Annotated in this window: 16 protein-coding genes; 8 read left to right on the top strand and 8 right to left on the bottom strand. The window is 56.4% G+C overall.

Annotation, left to right across the window (positions count from 1 at the left end; all coding sequences use genetic code 11):
• Positions 1 to 132: 132 nt before the first annotated feature.
• The 4 genes from EGO56_RS05145 to ppk1 all read right to left on the bottom strand — a co-directional run bounded on the left by EGO56_RS05145 (position 133) and on the right by ppk1 (position 4,668).
• Positions 133 to 318 carry a YfgG family protein gene (locus EGO56_RS05145; RefSeq protein ID WP_013358709.1) on the bottom strand — a complete coding sequence of 62 codons (186 nt, stop codon included), beginning with the start codon at positions 316 to 318 and terminating at the stop codon, positions 133 to 135.
• 101 nt (positions 319 to 419) lie between these two features.
• Complete coding sequence (gene tehB / locus EGO56_RS05150; RefSeq protein WP_135907872.1) at positions 420 to 1,034, bottom strand: tellurite resistance methyltransferase TehB; 615 nt, start codon at positions 1,032 to 1,034, stop codon at positions 420 to 422.
• Positions 1,035 to 1,075: 41 nt separating this feature from the next.
• Positions 1,076 to 2,602 carry an exopolyphosphatase gene (gene ppx / locus EGO56_RS05155; protein WP_013358707.1) on the bottom strand — a complete coding sequence of 509 codons (1,527 nt, stop codon included), beginning with the start codon at positions 2,600 to 2,602 and terminating at the stop codon, positions 1,076 to 1,078.
• 5 nt (positions 2,603 to 2,607) lie between these two features.
• The gene (gene ppk1, locus EGO56_RS05160) at positions 2,608 to 4,668 is read right to left on the bottom strand and encodes a polyphosphate kinase 1 (protein ID WP_033733510.1); all 2,061 of its coding nucleotides are present in this window, start codon (positions 4,666 to 4,668) and stop codon (positions 2,608 to 2,610) included.
• A gap of 150 nt (positions 4,669 to 4,818) precedes the next feature.
• Here ppk1 and EGO56_RS05165 point away from each other — a divergent pair, with 150 nt between their 5' ends.
• Genes EGO56_RS05165 through pstB form a run of 3 tightly spaced genes read left to right on the top strand, consistent with a single transcriptional unit; the run spans position 4,819 to position 9,317 of the window.
• Positions 4,819 to 6,906 carry an ABC transporter permease subunit gene (locus EGO56_RS05165; RefSeq protein ID WP_135907873.1) on the top strand — a complete coding sequence of 696 codons (2,088 nt, stop codon included), beginning with the start codon at positions 4,819 to 4,821 and terminating at the stop codon, positions 6,904 to 6,906.
• Positions 6,903 to 8,537, top strand: a complete 1,635-nt coding sequence (gene pstA, locus EGO56_RS05170; protein WP_135907874.1) for a phosphate ABC transporter permease PstA — start codon at positions 6,903 to 6,905, stop codon at positions 8,535 to 8,537. Before EGO56_RS05165 ends, pstA begins: the two co-directional genes overlap by 4 nt.
• A 12-nt stretch (positions 8,538 to 8,549) precedes the next feature.
• Positions 8,550 to 9,317, top strand: a complete 768-nt coding sequence (gene pstB, locus EGO56_RS05175) for a phosphate ABC transporter ATP-binding protein PstB (protein WP_135907875.1) — start codon at positions 8,550 to 8,552, stop codon at positions 9,315 to 9,317.
• 127 nt (positions 9,318 to 9,444) lie between these two features.
• Here pstB and purN read toward each other — a convergent pair whose 3' ends face one another.
• A complete protein-coding gene (purN, locus tag EGO56_RS05180) occupies positions 9,445 to 10,083 on the bottom strand; it encodes a phosphoribosylglycinamide formyltransferase (RefSeq protein WP_135907876.1) in 639 nt (212 codons plus the stop codon).
• Complete coding sequence (gene purM / locus EGO56_RS05185) at positions 10,080 to 11,120, bottom strand: phosphoribosylformylglycinamidine cyclo-ligase (RefSeq protein WP_135907877.1); 1,041 nt, start codon at positions 11,118 to 11,120, stop codon at positions 10,080 to 10,082. The genes purN and purM overlap by 4 nt, the downstream gene beginning before the upstream one ends.
• Positions 11,121 to 11,350: 230 nt before the next feature.
• On the opposite strand from purM, the gene upp reads away from it, so the two are divergent.
• The 3 genes from upp (at position 11,351) to hda (ending at position 14,215) form a co-directional block, all read left to right on the top strand.
• Positions 11,351 to 11,977: a uracil phosphoribosyltransferase gene (gene upp / locus EGO56_RS05190; protein WP_009088774.1), complete on the top strand. Its 627-nt coding sequence runs from the start codon at positions 11,351 to 11,353 to the stop codon at positions 11,975 to 11,977.
• Between the two features lie 144 nt (positions 11,978 to 12,121).
• Positions 12,122 to 13,405, top strand: a complete 1,284-nt coding sequence (gene uraA / locus EGO56_RS05195; RefSeq protein WP_033733504.1) for a uracil permease — start codon at positions 12,122 to 12,124, stop codon at positions 13,403 to 13,405.
• 108 nt (positions 13,406 to 13,513) lie between these two features.
• Positions 13,514 to 14,215, top strand: a complete 702-nt coding sequence (gene hda / locus EGO56_RS05200) for a DnaA inactivator Hda (protein ID WP_195719715.1) — start codon at positions 13,514 to 13,516, stop codon at positions 14,213 to 14,215.
• Here the strand turns inward: hda and arsC are convergent.
• Together arsC and bepA are read right to left on the bottom strand one after the other, a co-directional pair.
• On the bottom strand, positions 14,212 to 14,553 hold the full coding sequence (gene arsC / locus EGO56_RS05205; RefSeq protein WP_135907878.1) for an arsenate reductase (glutaredoxin): 342 nt from the start codon (positions 14,551 to 14,553) through the stop codon (positions 14,212 to 14,214). The two genes, hda and arsC, sit on opposite strands and share 4 nt — an antisense overlap.
• Before the next feature lie 44 nt (positions 14,554 to 14,597).
• A complete protein-coding gene (bepA, locus tag EGO56_RS05210) occupies positions 14,598 to 16,061 on the bottom strand; it encodes a beta-barrel assembly-enhancing protease (RefSeq protein WP_135907879.1) in 1,464 nt (487 codons plus the stop codon).
• 754 nt (positions 16,062 to 16,815) lie between these two features.
• Here bepA and EGO56_RS05215 point away from each other — a divergent pair.
• Positions 16,816 to 17,421, top strand: coding sequence for a DsrE family protein (locus tag EGO56_RS05215; RefSeq protein WP_013358697.1), 606 nt, complete (start codon positions 16,816 to 16,818; stop codon positions 17,419 to 17,421).
• 31 nt (positions 17,422 to 17,452) lie between these two features.
• Positions 17,453 to 18,061, top strand: a complete 609-nt coding sequence (locus EGO56_RS05220; protein ID WP_033733500.1) for a DsrE family protein — start codon at positions 17,453 to 17,455, stop codon at positions 18,059 to 18,061.

An 18,061-nucleotide genomic window follows, 5' to 3' on the forward strand; every position in this document is an offset into this window, starting at 1 on the left:
TGAGATCCCTTTAGTCTGAAAGCACCAGCACGAAGTGTAGCGTTTCGCCTGAAAAAGGGATGCAAAAAAGAGTCCAGTTGTCTGGATAACATTTACTTTTAAGGCGTCTTTCAGGCGAAAAGTCAGTATTCGTTAGCGCGTATCACCTGATGTAACGGTAACCGGTTCAGGAATCGCTTTCTGTTGCTGATGATGCTCGAAGGCAGCGGGCAGGATAAATATCAGGCGACTAAAGAGAATGATAAAACTGATCAGCAGCACAATACGGGTCATGGTGCCGGTTTTTTGACGTCTTCGGGGAGAAATAGCGCTGTTCACGCGGGGTGGTTCCTGTAATGACCCCATCAGGGGCGACTGCAATATTTAGTCACAGTCGCCTGATGAAATCAATCGCTGTTGAAAAAAACAGCAGATAAAGATCAGTAACTCGCTTTTTGCGCCAGCAGCGTAGCAAAGCGGCAGGTAATGCGGTTGCCATTTTCATCTTTGCGATGCAGCTGGCCGGGATGTTCGTTGTACTTCACGATGTGCCAGTTACGGTAATAGTGGCTCAATTCGCCCGACTTAAAAGCAAAGGAAAAATCAGCCGGGCAGGGCATATCTTCCGTATTCATCGCCGCCACAATCAGGTTGAAACCATCCCTGACCGTACAGGCCTGCATGTCAGCAATCAGCTGTGGAATGGTCTGCGGCTGCAGAAACATCATCACCACGGTCGACAGCACAAAGTTAAAGCCGCCATTAAAGCGCGTGTTGTTCAGGTCGCGCTGCTCGGTGTGAATCCCGCTGAGATTTTCCCGGGCAATAATTTCCTGCAGGCGCGCCAGGCTTTGCGGATTATGGTCCCATGCCGTGACGTCAAAGCCGTGCTGGTTCAGAAACAGCGTATTGCGTCCCACGCCACAGCCCAGATCCAGCGCCTTGCCGACGTTGAGCTGAGGCAGAGCCGAAACCACTTCAGAGTGGGGCGGCGTCAGGCCATAGGTTTCGGCAAAATAGTTTTCGCCTGAAAGTGGTGCAGTTGGTTGTGTCATATTCATCAATTCAGTTAAACGGGCGCCAGGCGCCCGGGTTGTCAGGCTTCTTCTTCGAGGATCAGCTTCCATCCTGTGACGTCGTTCCAGTAAACCTGCTCACGTTCCAGATCGAGCTGAACCAGGTTGTTCTGGTTGAAGTAGCCCGCCGGGAAAATCAGCGTCCAGTGGCCGTCATCGCATTTTAGAGTTAACGCATCCGGACGCGTAGTGGCCTGGCGCTGATTGTTCAGCAGGGTACCCAGGCGCAGCAGGAAAATCAGCGGCACAAACTGCTTTTTCTTGAACAGCGTAACGCGCGGCAACTCGTCGAGCTTCACCGCTTTGCGGTGGAATCTGACCAGCGCCGCCAGCAGCATCTGCTGATCCTGATTGAAGCCCGGCAGATTGGTATTTTGCAGGATATAGGCTGAATGACGTTGCAGGGCGCTGTGATTAATCGTCAGGCCCACTTCGTGCAGCATCGCCGCCCACTTCAGCAGGGCGGCCAGCTGCGGATTAGCCAGTTTCGGGTTCTGCTCGCTCCACTGCAGATAAAGCTGCTCGGTGGTGTCCAGCACGCGGCGCGCCTGATCGCTGTCGATGGCGTAATGATTCGCCAGACTTTGCGCCGTACGGCTGCGAATATCCTGATGGCGGAAACGTCCTTCCATTTCATAGAGCACGCCTTCACGCAGCGCACCGTCAGAAAGACGCAGCTCGCGAATCGCCAGCGCATCAAACACGCCACAGAGAATCGCCAGTCCGGGCACAAACACCCCTTTGCGCTCCTCTGACAGGCCCGGCAGGCTCAGGGCCGCAAAGGATTTGTGCTTCATCACCTCGTCGTAGAGCTTGTCGAGGCGCTCAGGCGTAATCAGCTTCTCTTTCTCATCCATCGCCTGCAGCACTTCGCAGGCGGCCTTGATGGTGCCGGACGCACCCAGCGCATATTGCCAGCCATGCAGACGGTATTGCCACGCCAGCGTTTCCAGCTTCTGCGCAGCCGCTAAACGGGCGCGACGGAAGTTTTCACGACTGATTTCCCCTTTCGGGAAATAGAGCTGGGCGAAACTGACGCAACCCATGCGTCGGCTCTCAACCAGTTGCGGTTCAAAATCCTCGCCAATCACCAGCTCGGTGGAGCCGCCGCCGATGTCGATCACCAGCTTGCGACCTTTCTCCGGCTGCGTATGCTCGACGCCCATAAAGATCAGACGCGCCTCTTCATGACCTGAAATCACTTCGATCGGATAGGGGATCACCTCAGCAGCCCGCTGCAGGAAGGTTTCGGCGTTGACCGCCTCACGCAGCGTATGAGTGCCGACAATCGTCACGTTGCTGGGACTGAAGCCCTGCAGGCGCTCGGCGAACAGGGCCAGACAGGCTAATCCCCGCTCCATTGCCTCTTCGCTGAGGTTGTGTTGAGCATCCAGCCCGTCAGCCAGATGGACGCGCTGTTTAAGGCGGCCCAGTACCTGCATCGCACCATCGACGACCCGCGCAATCACCATATGGAAACTGTTCGAGCCCAGGTCAATCGCCGCAAACTCCTGGGGTTTTGGCGTACTTTTATGAGAAATTGGCATAGGATTTATTCAGGTTGTTCCAGTTTCTTGATGTAATCATAGATGGCCAGCTGCGAGCGCACTTTACGACGGTTGCCGCGCTGGACGTAATGGTTACTCAACTCTTTATCGACGATGCGGGCTTTCACCGTATCACTCAACTGAATAGCAATAATGTCGAGTATGCGCTGCCGGATGTGGGGATCGAGAATCGCCACGGCCACTTCGATGCGGTAATCGATGTTACGTGTCATCCAGTCAGCGGAGGAGAGGAACACCTTCTTATCGCCGCCATTCTCAAAAATATAGACGCGATCGTGTTCCAGATAGCGGTCAACAATACTGATGACACGAATATTTTCACTGATCCCCGGCAGGTCCGGGATTAATGAGCACATTCCGCGCACCAGAAGATTAACCTTCACCCCTACGCTGGAGGCTGTATAAAGCCGATCTACCAGACCTTTGTCCACCAGATTGTTGATTTTCAGAGTAATGCCGCAGGGCTTATTCTGCTGTGCATTGGCAATTTCGGTGTCGATCAGTTCATACAGCATCCGGCGCGAGTTCTGTGGCGACACCATCAGGTGATCGAACGTCACGGGCCGGTAAGGATTCTCAATAAAGTTGAACACCCGGCGTACTTCATTGGTGATGCGCGCATCCGCGGTCAGCAACGAGTAGTCGGTATAAAGCCGCGCGGTCTTCTCATTAAAGTTGCCGGTGCCGATATGCGCGTAGCGCACAATCTCTTCGCCTTCGCGGCGTGAGATCAGGAACAGCTTGGCGTGAATTTTCAGGCCGGGTGCGGAGAAAATGACATGCACGCCCGCTTCGGTCAGGCGTTTCGCCCAGTAAATATTGGCTTCTTCATCAAAGCGTGCCTGCAGCTCAACGACCACCGTGACTTTTTTACCGTTATAGGCGGCATGGATCATCGCATCCATGATGCGCGAGTGTTTAGCGACGCGGTAGATGTTGATTTTGATCGCCAGCACGCTGGGGTCAAACGACGCCTGACGCAGCAGTTCCAGCACGTGCTCAAAGGTGTGGTACGGATAGTAGAGCAGTACGTCGCGGTCGCGTATCGCATCAAAGCCGTTGCGGAAACCATCAAAACCGATGTGGCGAATCTGCGGCAGCGGGCGGTTAACCAGGTTGTTTTTACCGACGTTCGGGAAGCCGATAAAGTCTTTGAAGTTGTGATAGCGGCCACCCGGCAGTATTGAGTCAAAGTTGGAAATCGAGAGCTTGTGGCACAGCAGCTCAACCATCGCCTCTGGCATGTCACGCTGATAGACAAACCGCACCGGCTCCGCCGTCAGTCGCTGCTTCAGGCTGGAGGACATCAGCTCCAGCAGGCTCGACTCCATCTCCGTCACCAGATCGTACTCGGCGTCACGCGTCATTTTCATTGAATAGGCGTTAAGCGCGTCGTAGTCATAGAAGCCTTTGAAAATATCATCCAGGCAGTAACGTAAGATGTTGTCCAGCAGGATCATTGGCTTGCGACGGCGCGGTGGCTCTGCCGGTAAATTGATGAAGCGCGGCACTTTATCGGACGGGATCTCCAGCAGTGCATAACGAATATCGTCACCACGGATAATCTCTACTGCCAGGTAGGTGTAATCATCTTTAAGGAATTCGGTCAGGTCAGTTTCATGGGTGATCAGAATCGGAGAAATATGCTGACGCAGTTCATGTTTGAAGTAGTGGCGCAGCCACGCCTGCTGATTGGGCGACAGCTGGCGTTCATTGATCAGGAAGATCTGGTTACGTGCCATCTCCAGCAGCAGGTCGTTATAAAGTGCGTCAAACTCCTGATCGGACTTCATCACCCGCTGCTGAATTTTCTTAAACAGATGGCGTGGCGTACTTGCGGAACCCTGCTCTTCACCAATCAGAATGCGGCGTTTGAGGTCGGCGAAACGCACTTTATAGAATTCGTCGAGATTGTTGGAGTAGATGCCCAGAAAGCGCATCCGCTCAATCAGTGGATTGCTTTTATCTGCTGCTTCCTGCAAAACCCGTTCATTAAAGGATAACCAGCTTAATTCTTTTTCTATATAAAGCTTTACCTGACCCATTCTCACTCCATTTAGCGGTTGCAGGACTGAAGATCCAGTATCCACCAACATTATGGCGAGAGTATGGCAGCGTTGTCCAACGCCAGGAGTTGTCTTATCAATCGGCTACGGGCAACATAGCGGCTTATTTTGGCCTGCTACCGGAACCGCATGAGCGCAAACCACATTCCTGTCCAATTCAGCGATCGCAAGCGTCGAGCCGTTGATCGTCTGACGCGGCGGCTGATCACCTGCTGTGGCGTCGCGATCCTGCTGCTGATGCTGCTGCTGTTCTGCTGGCTGATTGGCGTGGTATTACCGCTGTTTAATGCGCCGGGCCTGCAAATCGCGGCCAGCCAGCAACTCTGGGATCGTACGCCCGCTTTAGCGATAGGCAATCAGGGCAATATTGGCTGGCGTATCAGCGCGCACGGTGCAGCACGTTTTATTGCGCTGGATGGTCAGCCTGCGGAACCGGCGCTGGCGCTGACCCCGGCGCCCGATGAGGTGGTGCAGAGTGCCGATGGGCAGACGCTGCTACTGAATATGCAGGGCGCGCTGACGCTGATGCAGCCTGCGACCGACGAGCAGTGGCGCTTCCCGCTGGGCGACAAACCCTTTCATCTGCCTGATGGCGCAGTGACAAAGATGGCGCTGGCGACGCGTCATGCGGGTCAGTGGCGCATCGCTGCTCTCACTGAGGCCGGACTGCGGGTGCTGACGCTGGGCACCGATCGTCAGGCGTCGGTTATCCCGCTGCCGCAACGCCAGCTTGATCTGCTGGCGCTCTCGCCCTCCGGCGATCTGCTCTACACCACCGAAGGCACGCTGCTGCGGGTCTGGCAGCTCGACGATGACCGTGCCCTGCTGCGCGAAACGCATACTCTGTCGCAGCTCCCAAAAAGTCTGCATCTGCTGGTGGGCGGAAAAAGCCTGCTGATTCAGGATCGCAGCGGTGTCACCCAGTGGTTTGCTATCGCCAGCGATCAGGGGCCGCGCCTGCAGCGTATCCGGACCTTTGCGCACAGCGATGGCGAGACGATTCTGGTGACAGAATCACAGCGTCGCGTGTTTGCGACGCTCAGTAAACAGGGGATGCTGCGACTGTTCGCCAGCAAGCAGACTGGCCCGATACTGCAGCGTCAGCTTGAACCCGGCATCGTGCAGGCGCAGTTTTCACCCCATGGCGACAGCCTGCTGATTGAGCGGGCGGGAAGCTGGCAAACCCTGCGGCTCGATAATCCGTGGCCGGATGTAACCTGGCGTAATTTCTGGCAGAAAATCTGGTATGAAAACTACCCCGGACCCGACTGGGTCTGGCAATCCACCGCCGCCGGTGACAGCTATCAGGCCAAGTTCAGCCTGATGCCGATGGTCACGGGAACGCTGAAAGCGGCCAGTTTAGCACTGCTGTTTGCCACGCCGCTGGCGCTGGCCGCGGCGATGTACACCGCGTGGTTCATGGCACCGGGCCTTCGGCGCTGGGTTAAACCAGCCATTGAGATGATGGGCGCGCTGCCAAGCGTAGTGGTGGGGCTGATTGCCGGGATCTGGCTTGCGCCACATATTGGTCAGGCGCTGGTGGGGGTACTGCTGCTGCCCCTGACGCTGGCAGGCGCGCTGCTGCTGTGTGGCGTATTCAGCGCGCGTTTACCGCCGCGCTGGCGTCAGCCGGGCCGGGAAGTAGTGATTCTGCTGCCGCTGTTGCTGCTGGTTACACTGCTGACACTGTGGCTGCCCACGCTGTTTATACCGGATGCGGGCGACTGGCTGCCGCATTACGAGCAGCGCAATCTGCTGGTGGCCGCGCTGGCGATGGGCTTTGCGCTGGTGCCGCTGATCTTCACCCTCTCTGAAGATGCGCTGTTCAGCGTACCTGCGGCGCTGGGCCAGGGTTCGCTGGCACTGGGCGCAACGCCATGGCAAACCCTGACCCGCGTCGTTCTGCCGGGCGCCTCCGCCGGGATTTTTGCCGCGCTGATGATCGGTCTGGGACGCGCCGTGGGAGAAACCATGATTTTGCTGATGGCGACCGGGAACACGCCGCAAAGCGAAGGTGGCCTGTTCAACGGTCTTCGCGCATTGTCCGCCAACATCGCCATTGAGATGCCGGAAGCCGCAGCGGGCAGTGCGCACTATCGCGTACTGTTTCTCAGTGCCCTGATGCTGCTGCTGTTTACGCTGGTGATAAACACGGTTGCCGAACTGATCCGCCAGCGGCTGCGTCAGCGTTACAGCCAGCAGGAGGAGCAGGCATGAAGGCGATGCGACAAAACGATCGCTGGCGCTGGTTAACCGCGGGTGCCGTCGCCGTCTGCCTGCTGGCCTTTACGCTGCTGATTGGGCTACTGGCGTGGCAGGGCGTCCGTGCTTTCTGGCCGCAGCGCGTGGATCTCTATACCTTCAGCCAGCCTGAAGGCGGTGAAACGCGCCTGCTGGGTGAAACCCTGGAACATCAGCGGCACTTTCCAGCGCCGGCCGATGAGCAGGGCAACAGCGGTGGTCAGGTGAATCGCTATCTGATTAAAACCGGTAACCGCGACTGGGACGCCCCCGATTTCCGCGTGGTCTACAGCCGTGCAGCGGCAACAATCAGTCAGCCGCCGGACGTCATGGTGCTGCAGCGCCGCAGTCACGGTCAGGCCTATGGCTGGTTTGTCGGCCTGCGTGAAGATAATGAAGAGTTAACTGCACAGAATCCCGATGCGCTGCTGCATCAGCGGCTCGGTCAGGTACAGATGCTGGTGCGGCAGGCTAACCAGATTCGCCGGGTGGATATGGCGCGCCTCAATAGCCAGCGTGAAGAGCTTGATGAGCAGGCGGCCACAAACCGGGCTGCCGGACGCTTTGATCTGCAGGCAGAGTCAGAATATCAGGCGAATCAGGCCGCACTGCAGCGCCGCTTTAATCAGCTGAGTGAGACACTGGCTTCTCTGCAACAGCAGAGTCAGCGCGATCTGTTAATCCTGCGGGATGGGCAGGGCCATGAACATGCGATTCCGCTGACCGAAATCGTCGACAGCTGGAAGCCGAACGCGATGACGCTGACCGGCAAAACCGGACATTTTCTGCATCAGCTGTGGCGTTTCGTCAGTGATTCCCCTGCCGGGGGCGAAAGTGAATCCGGCGCGTTTCCGGCGATCTTTGGTACCGTGCTGATGGTGCTGCTGATGTCGGTGGTGGTGATGCCGCTGGGCGTCGTCGCCGCTATCTGGCTGCATGAATATGCCGGACGCAATGCGCTGACCAGGCTGGTGCGCATCGCGGTAGTCAACCTGGCCGGCGTCCCTTCCATTGTTTATGGCGTGTTTGGTCTGGGCTTCTTTGTCTGGCTGGTGGGCGGCACGATTGATCAGCTCTTTTTTGCCAGCGCACTGCCCAATCCCACCTTCGGCACGCCAGGTTTACTCTGGGCGTCGCTGACCCTGGCGTTACTGACGCTGCCGGTGGTGATTGTGGCGACCGAAGAGGGACTATCGCGTATTCCCAACAGCCTGCGGCAGGGTTCGCTGGCGCTGGGCGCGACCCAGGCGGAAACGCTGTGGAACGTGGTGCTGCCGATGGCAGTGCCGGCCATGCTGACCGGCCTGATTCTGGCGGTGGCGCGTGCAGCAGGTGAAACCGCGCCGCTGATGCTGGTGGGCGTGGTGAAAATGGTGCCGGAACTGCCGGTCGACGCGGTGTTCCCTTATCTGCATCTGGATCGCAAGTTTATGCATCTGGGCTTCCAGATTTACGATCTGGCGTTTCAGAGTCCGAATATTGAAGCTGACCGGCCGCTGGTGTTCGCTACCGCGCTGCTGCTGGTGCTGATTATTCTGTCGCTTAATCTGCTGGCGATGGGCCTGCGTCACCGTCTGCGTGAACGCTATCGCCTTATGACTCAATAACAGGCTATGACTATGACGTCCGACACGGATATCGCGCTGACCGTTAACCATCTGTCGCTGTGGTATGGCGAGCGCCAGGCGCTGCAGGATATTTCGCTGCAGGTGCCGAAAAACAGAATTACCGCGCTGATTGGCCCCTCGGGCTGCGGCAAGTCGACGCTGCTGCGCTGCTTTAATCGCATGAACGACGTGATTGATCACTGCCGGGTAGAGGGAGAGGTGTTGCTGGGATCGCAGCCGATCCTGCGCCCCGAACAGGATCTTTCCGCGCTGCGCCGTCGGGTCGGCATGGTGTTTCAGCGGCCTAATCCTTTTCCAAAATCGATTTATGAAAATGTGGTTTACGGGCTGCGTTTACAGGGTGTGCGCGATCGGCGGGTACTGAACGAAGCCTGTGAGCGTGCGCTGCGTGCGGCGGCGCTGTGGGGTGAGGTGAAAGATCAGCTGTCACAGAATGCGCTGACGCTCTCGACCGGACAGCAGCAGCGGCTGGTGATTGCCCGCGCCATTGCCATTGAGCCGGAAGTACTGCTGCTGGATGAGCCGACCTCCGCGCTGGATCCGATCTCCACGCTGGTGATTGAAGAGCTGATGACCACGCTGAAGCAGCATTTCACGCTGGTGCTGGTGACGCACAACATGCAGCAGGCGTCGCGCGTGTCCGATTACACCGCGTTTATGCATCAGGGCGCGTTAGTGGAGTTTGATGAGACCGACCGGATCTTTACCGCGCCGAAACAGCGACGGACCGAAGATTACATTACGGGGCGTTACGGCTGAGAAAGGAGATACAGCGGATTTTTGTGCGGGGCGAATGAAGCACCGGCTCAGGGAGCCAGTGCCCTTCGTAAAGACGCTTTAAGCTTTTCAGCCGTTTGTGGGAAAACCTGTCACGGCTTTTAGAACGTCAGTCGTTAGCATAGCCCTGCGGCGGCAGCGGTTCGCCATCCAGCCAGGCCTTGCCGTCACGCATCAATAGCCGACCCTCAACAAACCAGCCGATTACCAGCGGATAGATCGCGTGTTCCTGATGCTGCACCCGCTCGGTAATCTCCGCTTCACTATCGCCAGGAAAGACCGGGACTTTAGCCTGCAGGATCACCGGACCGCCATCCAGTTCATCCGTCACGAAATGCACGGACGTGCCGTGTTCGCTGTCGCCATTTTCCAGCGCCTGACGATGCGTATGCAGTCCTGGATATTTCGGCAGCAGGGAAGGATGGATGTTCAGCAGGCGATCGTGAAAATGCGCTACGAACGCGCTGCTGAGAATGCGCATATAACCGGCCAGCACAATCAAATCCGGACGGTAGGCTTCGATTTCAGCAATGAGCTGACGATCAAAAGCGTCGCGGTCAGCGAAGTCGCTGGCGGCAAGCGCGTGGGCGGGGATCCCCGCCTCCTGCGCCCGCGTCAGGCCATACGCGGCGGCACGGTTGCTGAACACGGCAGCGACGCTGCCGTGAATCCGCCCGCTTTCACAGGCGTCAAGGATGGACTGAAGGTTACTTCCGTTGCCGGAAATCAGTACAACCAGCTTTTTCATCCGTTGATGACCACTCGCTCTTCAGCATCCGACGCTTTAATCACGCCGAGCTTCCAGGCTTTCTCGCCTGCGGCCTGCATCAGCGCAATCGCTTTGTCCGCGTCTGCCGGGCTCAGTGCGATGATCATGCCGACGCCACAGTTAAAGGTACGATACATCTCGAAACGGCTGACGTTGCCCGCCTGCTGTAACCAGCTGAAGACCGCCGGCCACTGCCAGCTCTTCTCGTCGATGACAGCCTGGGTGTTGTCGGGCAGGACGCGCGGGATATTTTCCCAGAAGCCGCCGCCGGTCAGGTGCGCGATAGCGTGCACATCGACCTGCTCAATCAGGCTCAGGATATTTTTCACGTAGATGCGGGTCGGTTCCAGCAGATGATCGGCCAGCGGTTTGCCTTCCAGCTGTTCAGCCAGCGGATCGGTGTTGCTGACTTCCAGAATCTTACGCACCAGCGAATAGCCGTTGGAGTGCGGGCCGCTGGAGCCGAGGGCGATCAGTACGTCGCCATCCTGCACCTTGCTGCCGTCGATAATTTCTGACTTTTCCACCACGCCGACACAGAAACCGGCCACGTCGTAATCTTCGCCGTGATACATGCCTGGCATCTCAGCGGTTTCACCGCCCACCAGCGCACAACCTGACTGCAGACACCCTTCCGCGATGCCGGTGATCACCGCAGAGGCGGTATCCACATCCAGTTTGCCGGTGGCGTAGTAGTCCAGGAAGAAGAGCGGCTCGGCGCCCTGAACTACCAGGTCATTGACGCACATCGCGACCAGGTCAATACCAATGGCATCGTGACGTTTGAGATCCATCGCCAGACGCAGCTTGGTGCCCACGCCATCGGTGCCGGAGACCAGCACGGGTTCACGGTATTTTTGCGGCAGCGCGCAAAGCGCACCAAAACCGCCCAGTCCACCCATCACTTCCGGGCGACGCGTCTTTTTCACTACGCCTTTAATACGGTCAACCAGAGCGTTACCAGCATCAATATCAACACCGGCGTCTTTGTAACTGAGAGAGGTTTTGTCGGTCACTGCGAGGTCCCCACGCGAGTTGCGGTTGGTGGTTTAAAATAAAGCGCGGCAATTCTATCAGTGCAGGCAAACGTTTGCGAGTCCGGCATTGCGCATCGGGCGATTTTCATTAATCCTCTATTTGTCCCCATAAAATCCGCGGCTTTGCGCAAGAGCAGGTGGCGCAGCGTGCAAAAGGCGGTATAATCCCGCGATTTTTTTTTAGCTCAACTCATTCCGGGAGAACACCAATGAAGATCGTGGAAGTCAGACACCCGCTGGTCAAACATAAACTGGGCCTGATGCGTGAGCATGATATCAGTACAAAGCGTTTTCGCGAGCTGGCCTCTGAAGTGGGCAGCCTGCTGACCTACGAAGCGACCGCCGATCTGGAAACAGAGCGCGTGACCATTGAGGGCTGGAACGGCCCGGTAGAGATCGATCAGATCAAAGGCAAAAAAATCACGGTGGTCCCGATCCTGCGTGCCGGCCTGGGCATGATGGAAGGGGTGCTCGAGCACGTTCCCAGCGCCCGTATCAGCGTGGTGGGTGTTTACCGTGATGAAGAGACGCTGGAGCCGGTTCCCTATTTCCAGAAGCTGGTCTCTAACATTGAAGAGCGCCTGGCGCTGGTGGTCGACCCGATGCTGGCGACCGGTGGTTCCATGATTGCCACCATCGACCTGCTGAAGAAAGCGGGCTGCACCAGCATCAAAGTGCTGGTTCTGGTTGCCGCGCCAGAGGGGATTGCCGCGCTGGAGAAAGCGCATCCTGACGTCGAGCTTTACACCGCGTCAGTGGATCAGGGACTGAACGAAAAGGGTTACATCATTCCCGGGCTCGGCGATGCCGGGGACAAGATTTTCGGAACCAAATAAATCGCACAGCCGACCAGAGAGTCGGCTTTTTTTTGACAAAAAAACGCCCCGAACGGATTCGGTCTGCCGCAAGGCGCACCGGCTTGCCTGCTGCTGTGCCAGAGGCGCGAACCCATGGGGATACAAAACATAAGGGGATAAATGATGACTCGTCGCGCCATTGGCGTCAGTGAACGACCGCCGTTACTGCAAACCATTCCACTCAGCCTGCAACACCTGTTTGCCATGTTTGGTGCCACGGTACTGGTGCCGATTCTGTTCCACATCAACCCGGCGACGGTGCTGTTGTTTAACGGCGTCGGCACACTGATTTATCTCTTTATCTGTAAAGGCAAAATTCCCGCCTACCTCGGTTCCAGTTTTGCCTTTATCTCGCCGGTGCTGCTGCTGCTGCCACTGGGTTACGAGGTCGCGCTGGGCGGATTTATCCTGTGCGGCGTGCTGTTCTGTATCGTGGCGCTGATTGTGAAACGCGCGGGCACCGGCTGGCTCGACGTGATGTTTCCCCCGGCGGCGATGGGCGCGATTGTCGCCGTCATCGGTCTGGAGCTGGCGGGTGTCGCCGCCAATATGGCTGGCCTGCTGCCCGCTGAAGGCAGTGCGCCCGACAGCAAAACCGTGCTGATTTCGCTGGTCACGCTGGCGGTAACGGTCTTCGGTTCGGTACTGTTCCGTGGCTTCCTGGCGATTATCCCTATTCTGGTCGGTGTAGTGGCAGGCTATCTGCTCTCTGCCTTTATGGGCATCGTTGACTGGAGTGGCGTGGTGAAAGCCCCGTGGTTTGCCCTGCCAACCTTCTATACACCGCGTTTCGAGTGGGTGGCAATGCTGACGATTCTGCCTGCGGCGCTGGTGGTCATTGCCGAGCATATCGGTCATCTGGTGGTTACGGCCAACATCGTGAAGAAAGATCTGATTCGCGACCCTGGCCTGCATCGTTCGATGTTCGCCAACGGCTTATCCACCGTTATTTCTGGCTTCTTTGGTTCGACGCCGAATACGACCTATGGGGAAAATATCGGCGTGATGGCGATTACCCGCGTCTATAGCACCTGGGTGATTGGCGGCGCGGCGATTCTGGCGATTCTGCTCTCCTGCGTCGGCAAACTGGCGGCGGTGATCCAGGCGATCCCGGTGCCGGTGATGGGCGGTGTGTCGCTGCTGCTGTATGGCGTCATTGGCGCATCCGGTATCCGCGTGTTGATCGAATCCAAAGTCGATTACAACAAAGCGCAGAATCTGATCCTGACCTCGGTGATCCTGATCATCGGCGTCAGCGGGGCGAAGGTACATATCGGCGCGGCAGAGCTGAAAGGCATGGCACTGGCGACGATCGTGGGCGTTGGCCTGGCGCTGATCTTCCGCGTGATCTCGCTGTTGCGCCCGGAAGAAGTGGTGCTGGAGGCTGAAGAACCGCGCGAACATTGATCGCAGCGCGCCTGACAGGATCCGGGGCAGGGACGCCCCATTCATCTCTTTCTGAAAACTGTGTTAGACTTCCCCCGATTTTTTGCTTGTTCTCTTGCTGAGGTGCTTCTGAACACGCCGGCACAATTGTCATTGCCACTCTATTTACCCGACGATGAAACCTTCTCCAGCTTCTGGCCGGGGGAAAACCCGTCGCTGATTGCCGCACTCAAAGGCGCTCTCAACCAACAACATGGCAGCTATCTCTACTTCTGGTCACGCGAAGGCGGTGGGCGGAGCCATCTGCTGCACGCCGCGTGCGCCGAAATGTCCGCGCGCAGTGAAGCGGTCGGTTACGTTCCGCTGGATAAACGCACCTGGTTTGTTCCGGAAGTGCTGGAAGGGATGGAGCAGCTGTCACTGGTCTGCATCGATAACATCGAGTGCATTGCAGGCGAACCGGAGTGGGAGATGGCGATCTTCGATCTCTATAATCGCATTCTGGAAACCGGCAATACGCGCCTGTTTATTACCGGCGATCGTCCGCCACGTCAGCTGAATCTGCAGCTGCCCGATCTTGCCTCGCGGCTGGACTGGGGGCAGATCTATCGCCTGCAGCCGCTCTCCGATGAAGACAAACTGCAGGCGCTGCAACTGCGTGCCGGATTACGTGGATTTGAACTGCCGGAAGATGTGGGTCGCTTCCTGCTGAAGCGACTGGATCGGGAAATGCGCACGCTGTTTGATACGCTGGATCGGCTTGATCGCGCCTCGATCAGCGCGCAGCGTAAACTCACTATTCCCTTCGTTAAAGAGACGCTCGGCCTTTAAACAATGTCGAGCACCGCTTCTGGCGGACGTCCGATCCGCGCTTTATCGCCATTGATCACAATCGGCCTTTCAATCAGCACCGGATTTTCTACCAGCGCATCCAGCAGCGCACTTTCGTTTTTATCGGCGAGTGCCAGCTCGCTGTAGAGCGCCTCTTTGGTACGCATCAACTCTCGTGCACTCTGCATTCCCAGTTTCTGTAGCAGAATTTGCAGCGTCTCGCGATCGGGCGGCGTCTGCAGATAGAGCACCACTTCCGGCTCAATGCCGCGGGCGTTCAGCAGCGCCAGCGTTTCGCGGCTCTTGCTGCAGCGCGGGTTGTGGTAAATCGTCACCATTTCAGACTCTCCTTTTATTTTTGGCATGTCAGCTACGTCGTTTCTCAGCCTTTCTGATACTGCTTAAAGCGCTGCTGCAACTGGCGCAGCTGATCGATACGGGCATCGTAGCGCGCCTGCTTCAGGCTGCCGAGTGGCACCTGTGCGCTGGCGCTGCCTAACGCGGCGATGGCCTGATCAAGCTGGCCATTCAGCGCCAGGCTCTCTGCCCGTGCCGACAACTCTTCATCATTCAGTCCCTGCTGTGCAGAAGCCTGGGCCAGTAAATCCCAGCCGTTGGGATCGTCTTTATTGGCCCAGGTATAGCGGTTCAGAATACGACTGGCACTGGCATACTGCTTCGCTTCCACGTAGGCGTTCGCCAGGTTTAACTGCACCACCGGGCTGTTTTTGGCACCGGTTGCGGCGGTGAGCAGGGCGATCGCCTGTTGTGGCTGGTTCAGGCCGATGTCGATGTCCGACATGATATCCAGGAACCAGACATTATTAGGCTGTTTCGCCAGCAGCGGCGTCATGATGCGCTTCGCATCGGCATAGCTCTTGGCCTGTAAAAACTGTATGGCTTTGCCATATTGTGATGCCAGCTGTTCACGCGCATTGCCGCTGGCATACTGACTCAGCAGTTCATCGGTAAGCTGATTACGCCCGGTGGCGTACATCCCCAGCGCACGCACCTTCGCCAGGTAAAAATCTTCAGTGGACTGCACGACGACCGGGCGCATCTGGTTAGCACGGTTGCGGGCATCCGCCAGACGGCTGTCGGGCAGGGGGTGCGTCAGCAGAATTTCAGGTGGCTTGGAGGAGAAGCGGCTCTGATCGGCCAGCTTCTGCAGAAAGTTCGGCATCGCCTGGGGATCGAAACCGGCGCGCTGCAGCACCTGAATGCCGATGCGGTCAGCTTCCTGCTCATTACCCTGGGTGAAGCTGATAATCCCCTGCTGCGTACCCGCCAGGGTGCCGGTCAGTGCGGCCATACCCGCCTGCGGACTCGCCATCGCCAGCAGTATCGAGCCCAGCGCACCGACCCAGGTGAGTGGGGCATTGCGCTTCTGATCTTCCATGGCGCGCGCCAGATGGCGCTGGGTGACGTGTGAAATTTCATGCGCCATCACGGATGCCAGCTGACTTTCGTTTTCGGTAAAGCGAAACAGCGCGGAGTGCAGCACCACGTTGCCACCGAAGAAGGCAAAGGCGTTGAGCTCATCGTTCTGAATCAGAAAGAAGTGGAACGGGGTTTTGACGGAGTCAGCATGCGAGACCAGCCGCTGCCCCAGCTGATTAATATACTGATTAAGCAGCGGATCGTTGATCAGCGGCGCACTGGCACGCAGCTGGCGCACATAGAAGTCGCCCATCTGCAGTTCCTGATTAATCGACAGCGTCGAACCGGCCGTGGTGCCAATATCGGGAAGCGAGTCACTGACATCGGCCCTGGCAGGTGTCAGAGTGGTGAAAATGAGCGTCGGGAGTAGCGCGGCGATCAGCGTTTTCTTTAACCGGTTCAACATGCCTTAATCCTGTAGAGAGGCCCTGAAAATGGACAGGTGCGCAGCGGGAATGTTCCATTTTTCGCAGATAACGGCGGTTCGGGACTATCTTAACCAGAGCATCAAAAGAAAGAAATGTCGTTTTCTGGCGAGTGCCTGGCGTAATTTGTGCAAGATCGCAGATTTTGACGAAAAAAACTGAACATCCCGCCAACTTAAACCGCAGTTAAACGAGGTAAATCCGGCGAGGTTTTCCCGGGGTCCTGAGCCGCTAATTTGCCTCTTATCTGTTCATTCCCGTCGTGCTTCGACCGAATAAAGCAGAATCTGCTGACAGATATCCGGAACCGTAATCATTATTTTTTTAAAGTTATGTAAATTCAATCAGAAAAACTGAATATGGCACGCGTTTTTCCAGGTCTACTCTGAAAAAACAGGCCACGCTGCGCCGCAAAATGTTTCTGCACCATTGATTAATTAAATCGTATTACCTGCAACACTCTTCCTGATTCCAGCTATGCCTGGCTGTTATTTTCTCGCATCAACTTAACAGACAGAGATTAAATTCGTGATAGTCAGATCCACTGCGGCTAAGACCTTTTTTTCTGCATGATGAAAATCTTCGATTAATTCTCTGAGTGAATAATTTCAGCGGTTATCAATAGCGCGTTGACCTGAATTTACAGAAGCGAGAATTAAACCTGCGCTGTGGTATAGATAGCCGACCTGATTCAGCCCTGAATCTGACAGACATTATTTGCCGGAGAGAAGTGTTATGCGTTCAGTGGTTTCATACGCGTTAATCGCCATTATTGGCGGCGTCGTTGGCGCGGCTGTCACACAGAGTGGCGATATTTACGACAAAGTGACACGTCATTTTGCAACCGAGCCACAGGAAGCGCCTGGATTCTGGAGTACCCCGGCGATTGAAGGCTACGGCAAAATTCATTACGAGCCTGACGCCGCGTTTAAACCGGTGGCGGGCCTGAGCAACAAAATCGTTTTCCAGATTACCCGCAGCGACGGCGCGATGACCGCACCGAATCTGGGACTGGAGCGTGTGGCGCGCGTGGTGAATTTGTATATCGCCTCTGGCGTGCCGGCCGACCAGCTGAAATTTGTGGTTTCGGTCACTGGTGACGCAACGCCTGCCATGCTCGATAACGCCCATTTCAAACAGTTTTATGGCATCGAAAATCCAAACCTGAAGCTGATTAATGAGCTGAATCAGGCGGGAGTGAAAGTCTCGGTCTGCGATCAGTCCGTGGCATTCCATCACTATCCGAATAACTGGATTGATAAATCTGTCATCCATGCGCTTTCCAGTCCAACCACGGTATCAACCCTGCAAAACCAGGGGTACGCGTGGCTGGCAATGTAATTGATGTTTTAAACGACCAGGAGAAGAGTGAATGCGTCCAGCAGCGTTAGTAGTAATGGCAGCCGTAGCAGGATTTATCGGAGGCAATGTTTTACAGTTGCCGGAATTATTCGATAAGGTCAGCGGAAAAATGGCAGATAATAAATCTGAGCCTGCTGATTTCTGGAGTACGCCTGCGATTGAAGGCTACGGCAAAATACATTATGTCGATACGCCAGCATTTAAACCCGGCACCACTGCGGGTCTGAGTAATAAAATTGTTTTCCAGATTAACCACAATGACGGCGATATTCGTAAGCCGAATCTGGGCCTGGAGCGTGTGGCACGTGTCACCAACCTCTATTATGCGGCGGGTGTGCCACTCGACCAGCTGAAATTTGTGGTGTCGATTAACGGCGACGCGGTGTCGTCAGCGCTGAATAATGACCAGTTCAGCAAAGCCTACGGCGTGGATAACCCGAACCTGAAGCTGATCAGCGAACTGAAAAAAGCGGGCGTTCAGGTCACTATCTGTGATCAGTCCGTGGCGTTTCATCAGCTCGATCGCAACTGGATCGATCCGATGGTCACCCACACTATCTCCAGCGGCACCACCGTTGCCACGCTGGAAAACAGCGGTTACGCCTTCCTGATGCTTTAA

This window comes from Pantoea vagans, assembly GCF_004792415.1.
GTDB lineage: Bacteria > Pseudomonadota > Gammaproteobacteria > Enterobacterales > Enterobacteriaceae > Pantoea > Pantoea vagans.

What these genes read in the sequence shown, in the direction of transcription:
- bepA (WP_135907879.1), bottom strand. Translation starts at nt 16,061, where the DNA reads ATGTTGAACCGGTTAAAGAAAACGCTGATCGCCGCGCTACTCCCGACG.
- upp (WP_009088774.1), top strand. Translation starts at nt 11,351, where the DNA reads ATGAAGATCGTGGAAGTCAGACACCCGCTGGTCAAACATAAACTGGGC.
- purN (WP_135907876.1), bottom strand. Translation starts at nt 10,083, where the DNA reads ATGAAAAAGCTGGTTGTACTGATTTCCGGCAACGGAAGTAACCTTCAG.
- pstA (WP_135907874.1), top strand. Translation starts at nt 6,903, where the DNA reads ATGAAGGCGATGCGACAAAACGATCGCTGGCGCTGGTTAACCGCGGGT.
- uraA (WP_033733504.1), top strand. Translation starts at nt 12,122, where the DNA reads ATGACTCGTCGCGCCATTGGCGTCAGTGAACGACCGCCGTTACTGCAA.
- ppx (WP_013358707.1), bottom strand. Translation starts at nt 2,602, where the DNA reads ATGCCAATTTCTCATAAAAGTACGCCAAAACCCCAGGAGTTTGCGGCG.
- EGO56_RS05220 (WP_033733500.1), top strand. Translation starts at nt 17,453, where the DNA reads ATGCGTCCAGCAGCGTTAGTAGTAATGGCAGCCGTAGCAGGATTTATC.
- tehB (WP_135907872.1), bottom strand. Translation starts at nt 1,034, where the DNA reads ATGACACAACCAACTGCACCACTTTCAGGCGAAAACTATTTTGCCGAA.
- pstB (WP_135907875.1), top strand. Translation starts at nt 8,550, where the DNA reads ATGACGTCCGACACGGATATCGCGCTGACCGTTAACCATCTGTCGCTG.
- EGO56_RS05215 (WP_013358697.1), top strand. Translation starts at nt 16,816, where the DNA reads ATGCGTTCAGTGGTTTCATACGCGTTAATCGCCATTATTGGCGGCGTC.
- EGO56_RS05165 (WP_135907873.1), top strand. Translation starts at nt 4,819, where the DNA reads ATGAGCGCAAACCACATTCCTGTCCAATTCAGCGATCGCAAGCGTCGA.
- arsC (WP_135907878.1), bottom strand. Translation starts at nt 14,553, where the DNA reads ATGGTGACGATTTACCACAACCCGCGCTGCAGCAAGAGCCGCGAAACG.
- ppk1 (WP_033733510.1), bottom strand. Translation starts at nt 4,668, where the DNA reads ATGGGTCAGGTAAAGCTTTATATAGAAAAAGAATTAAGCTGGTTATCC.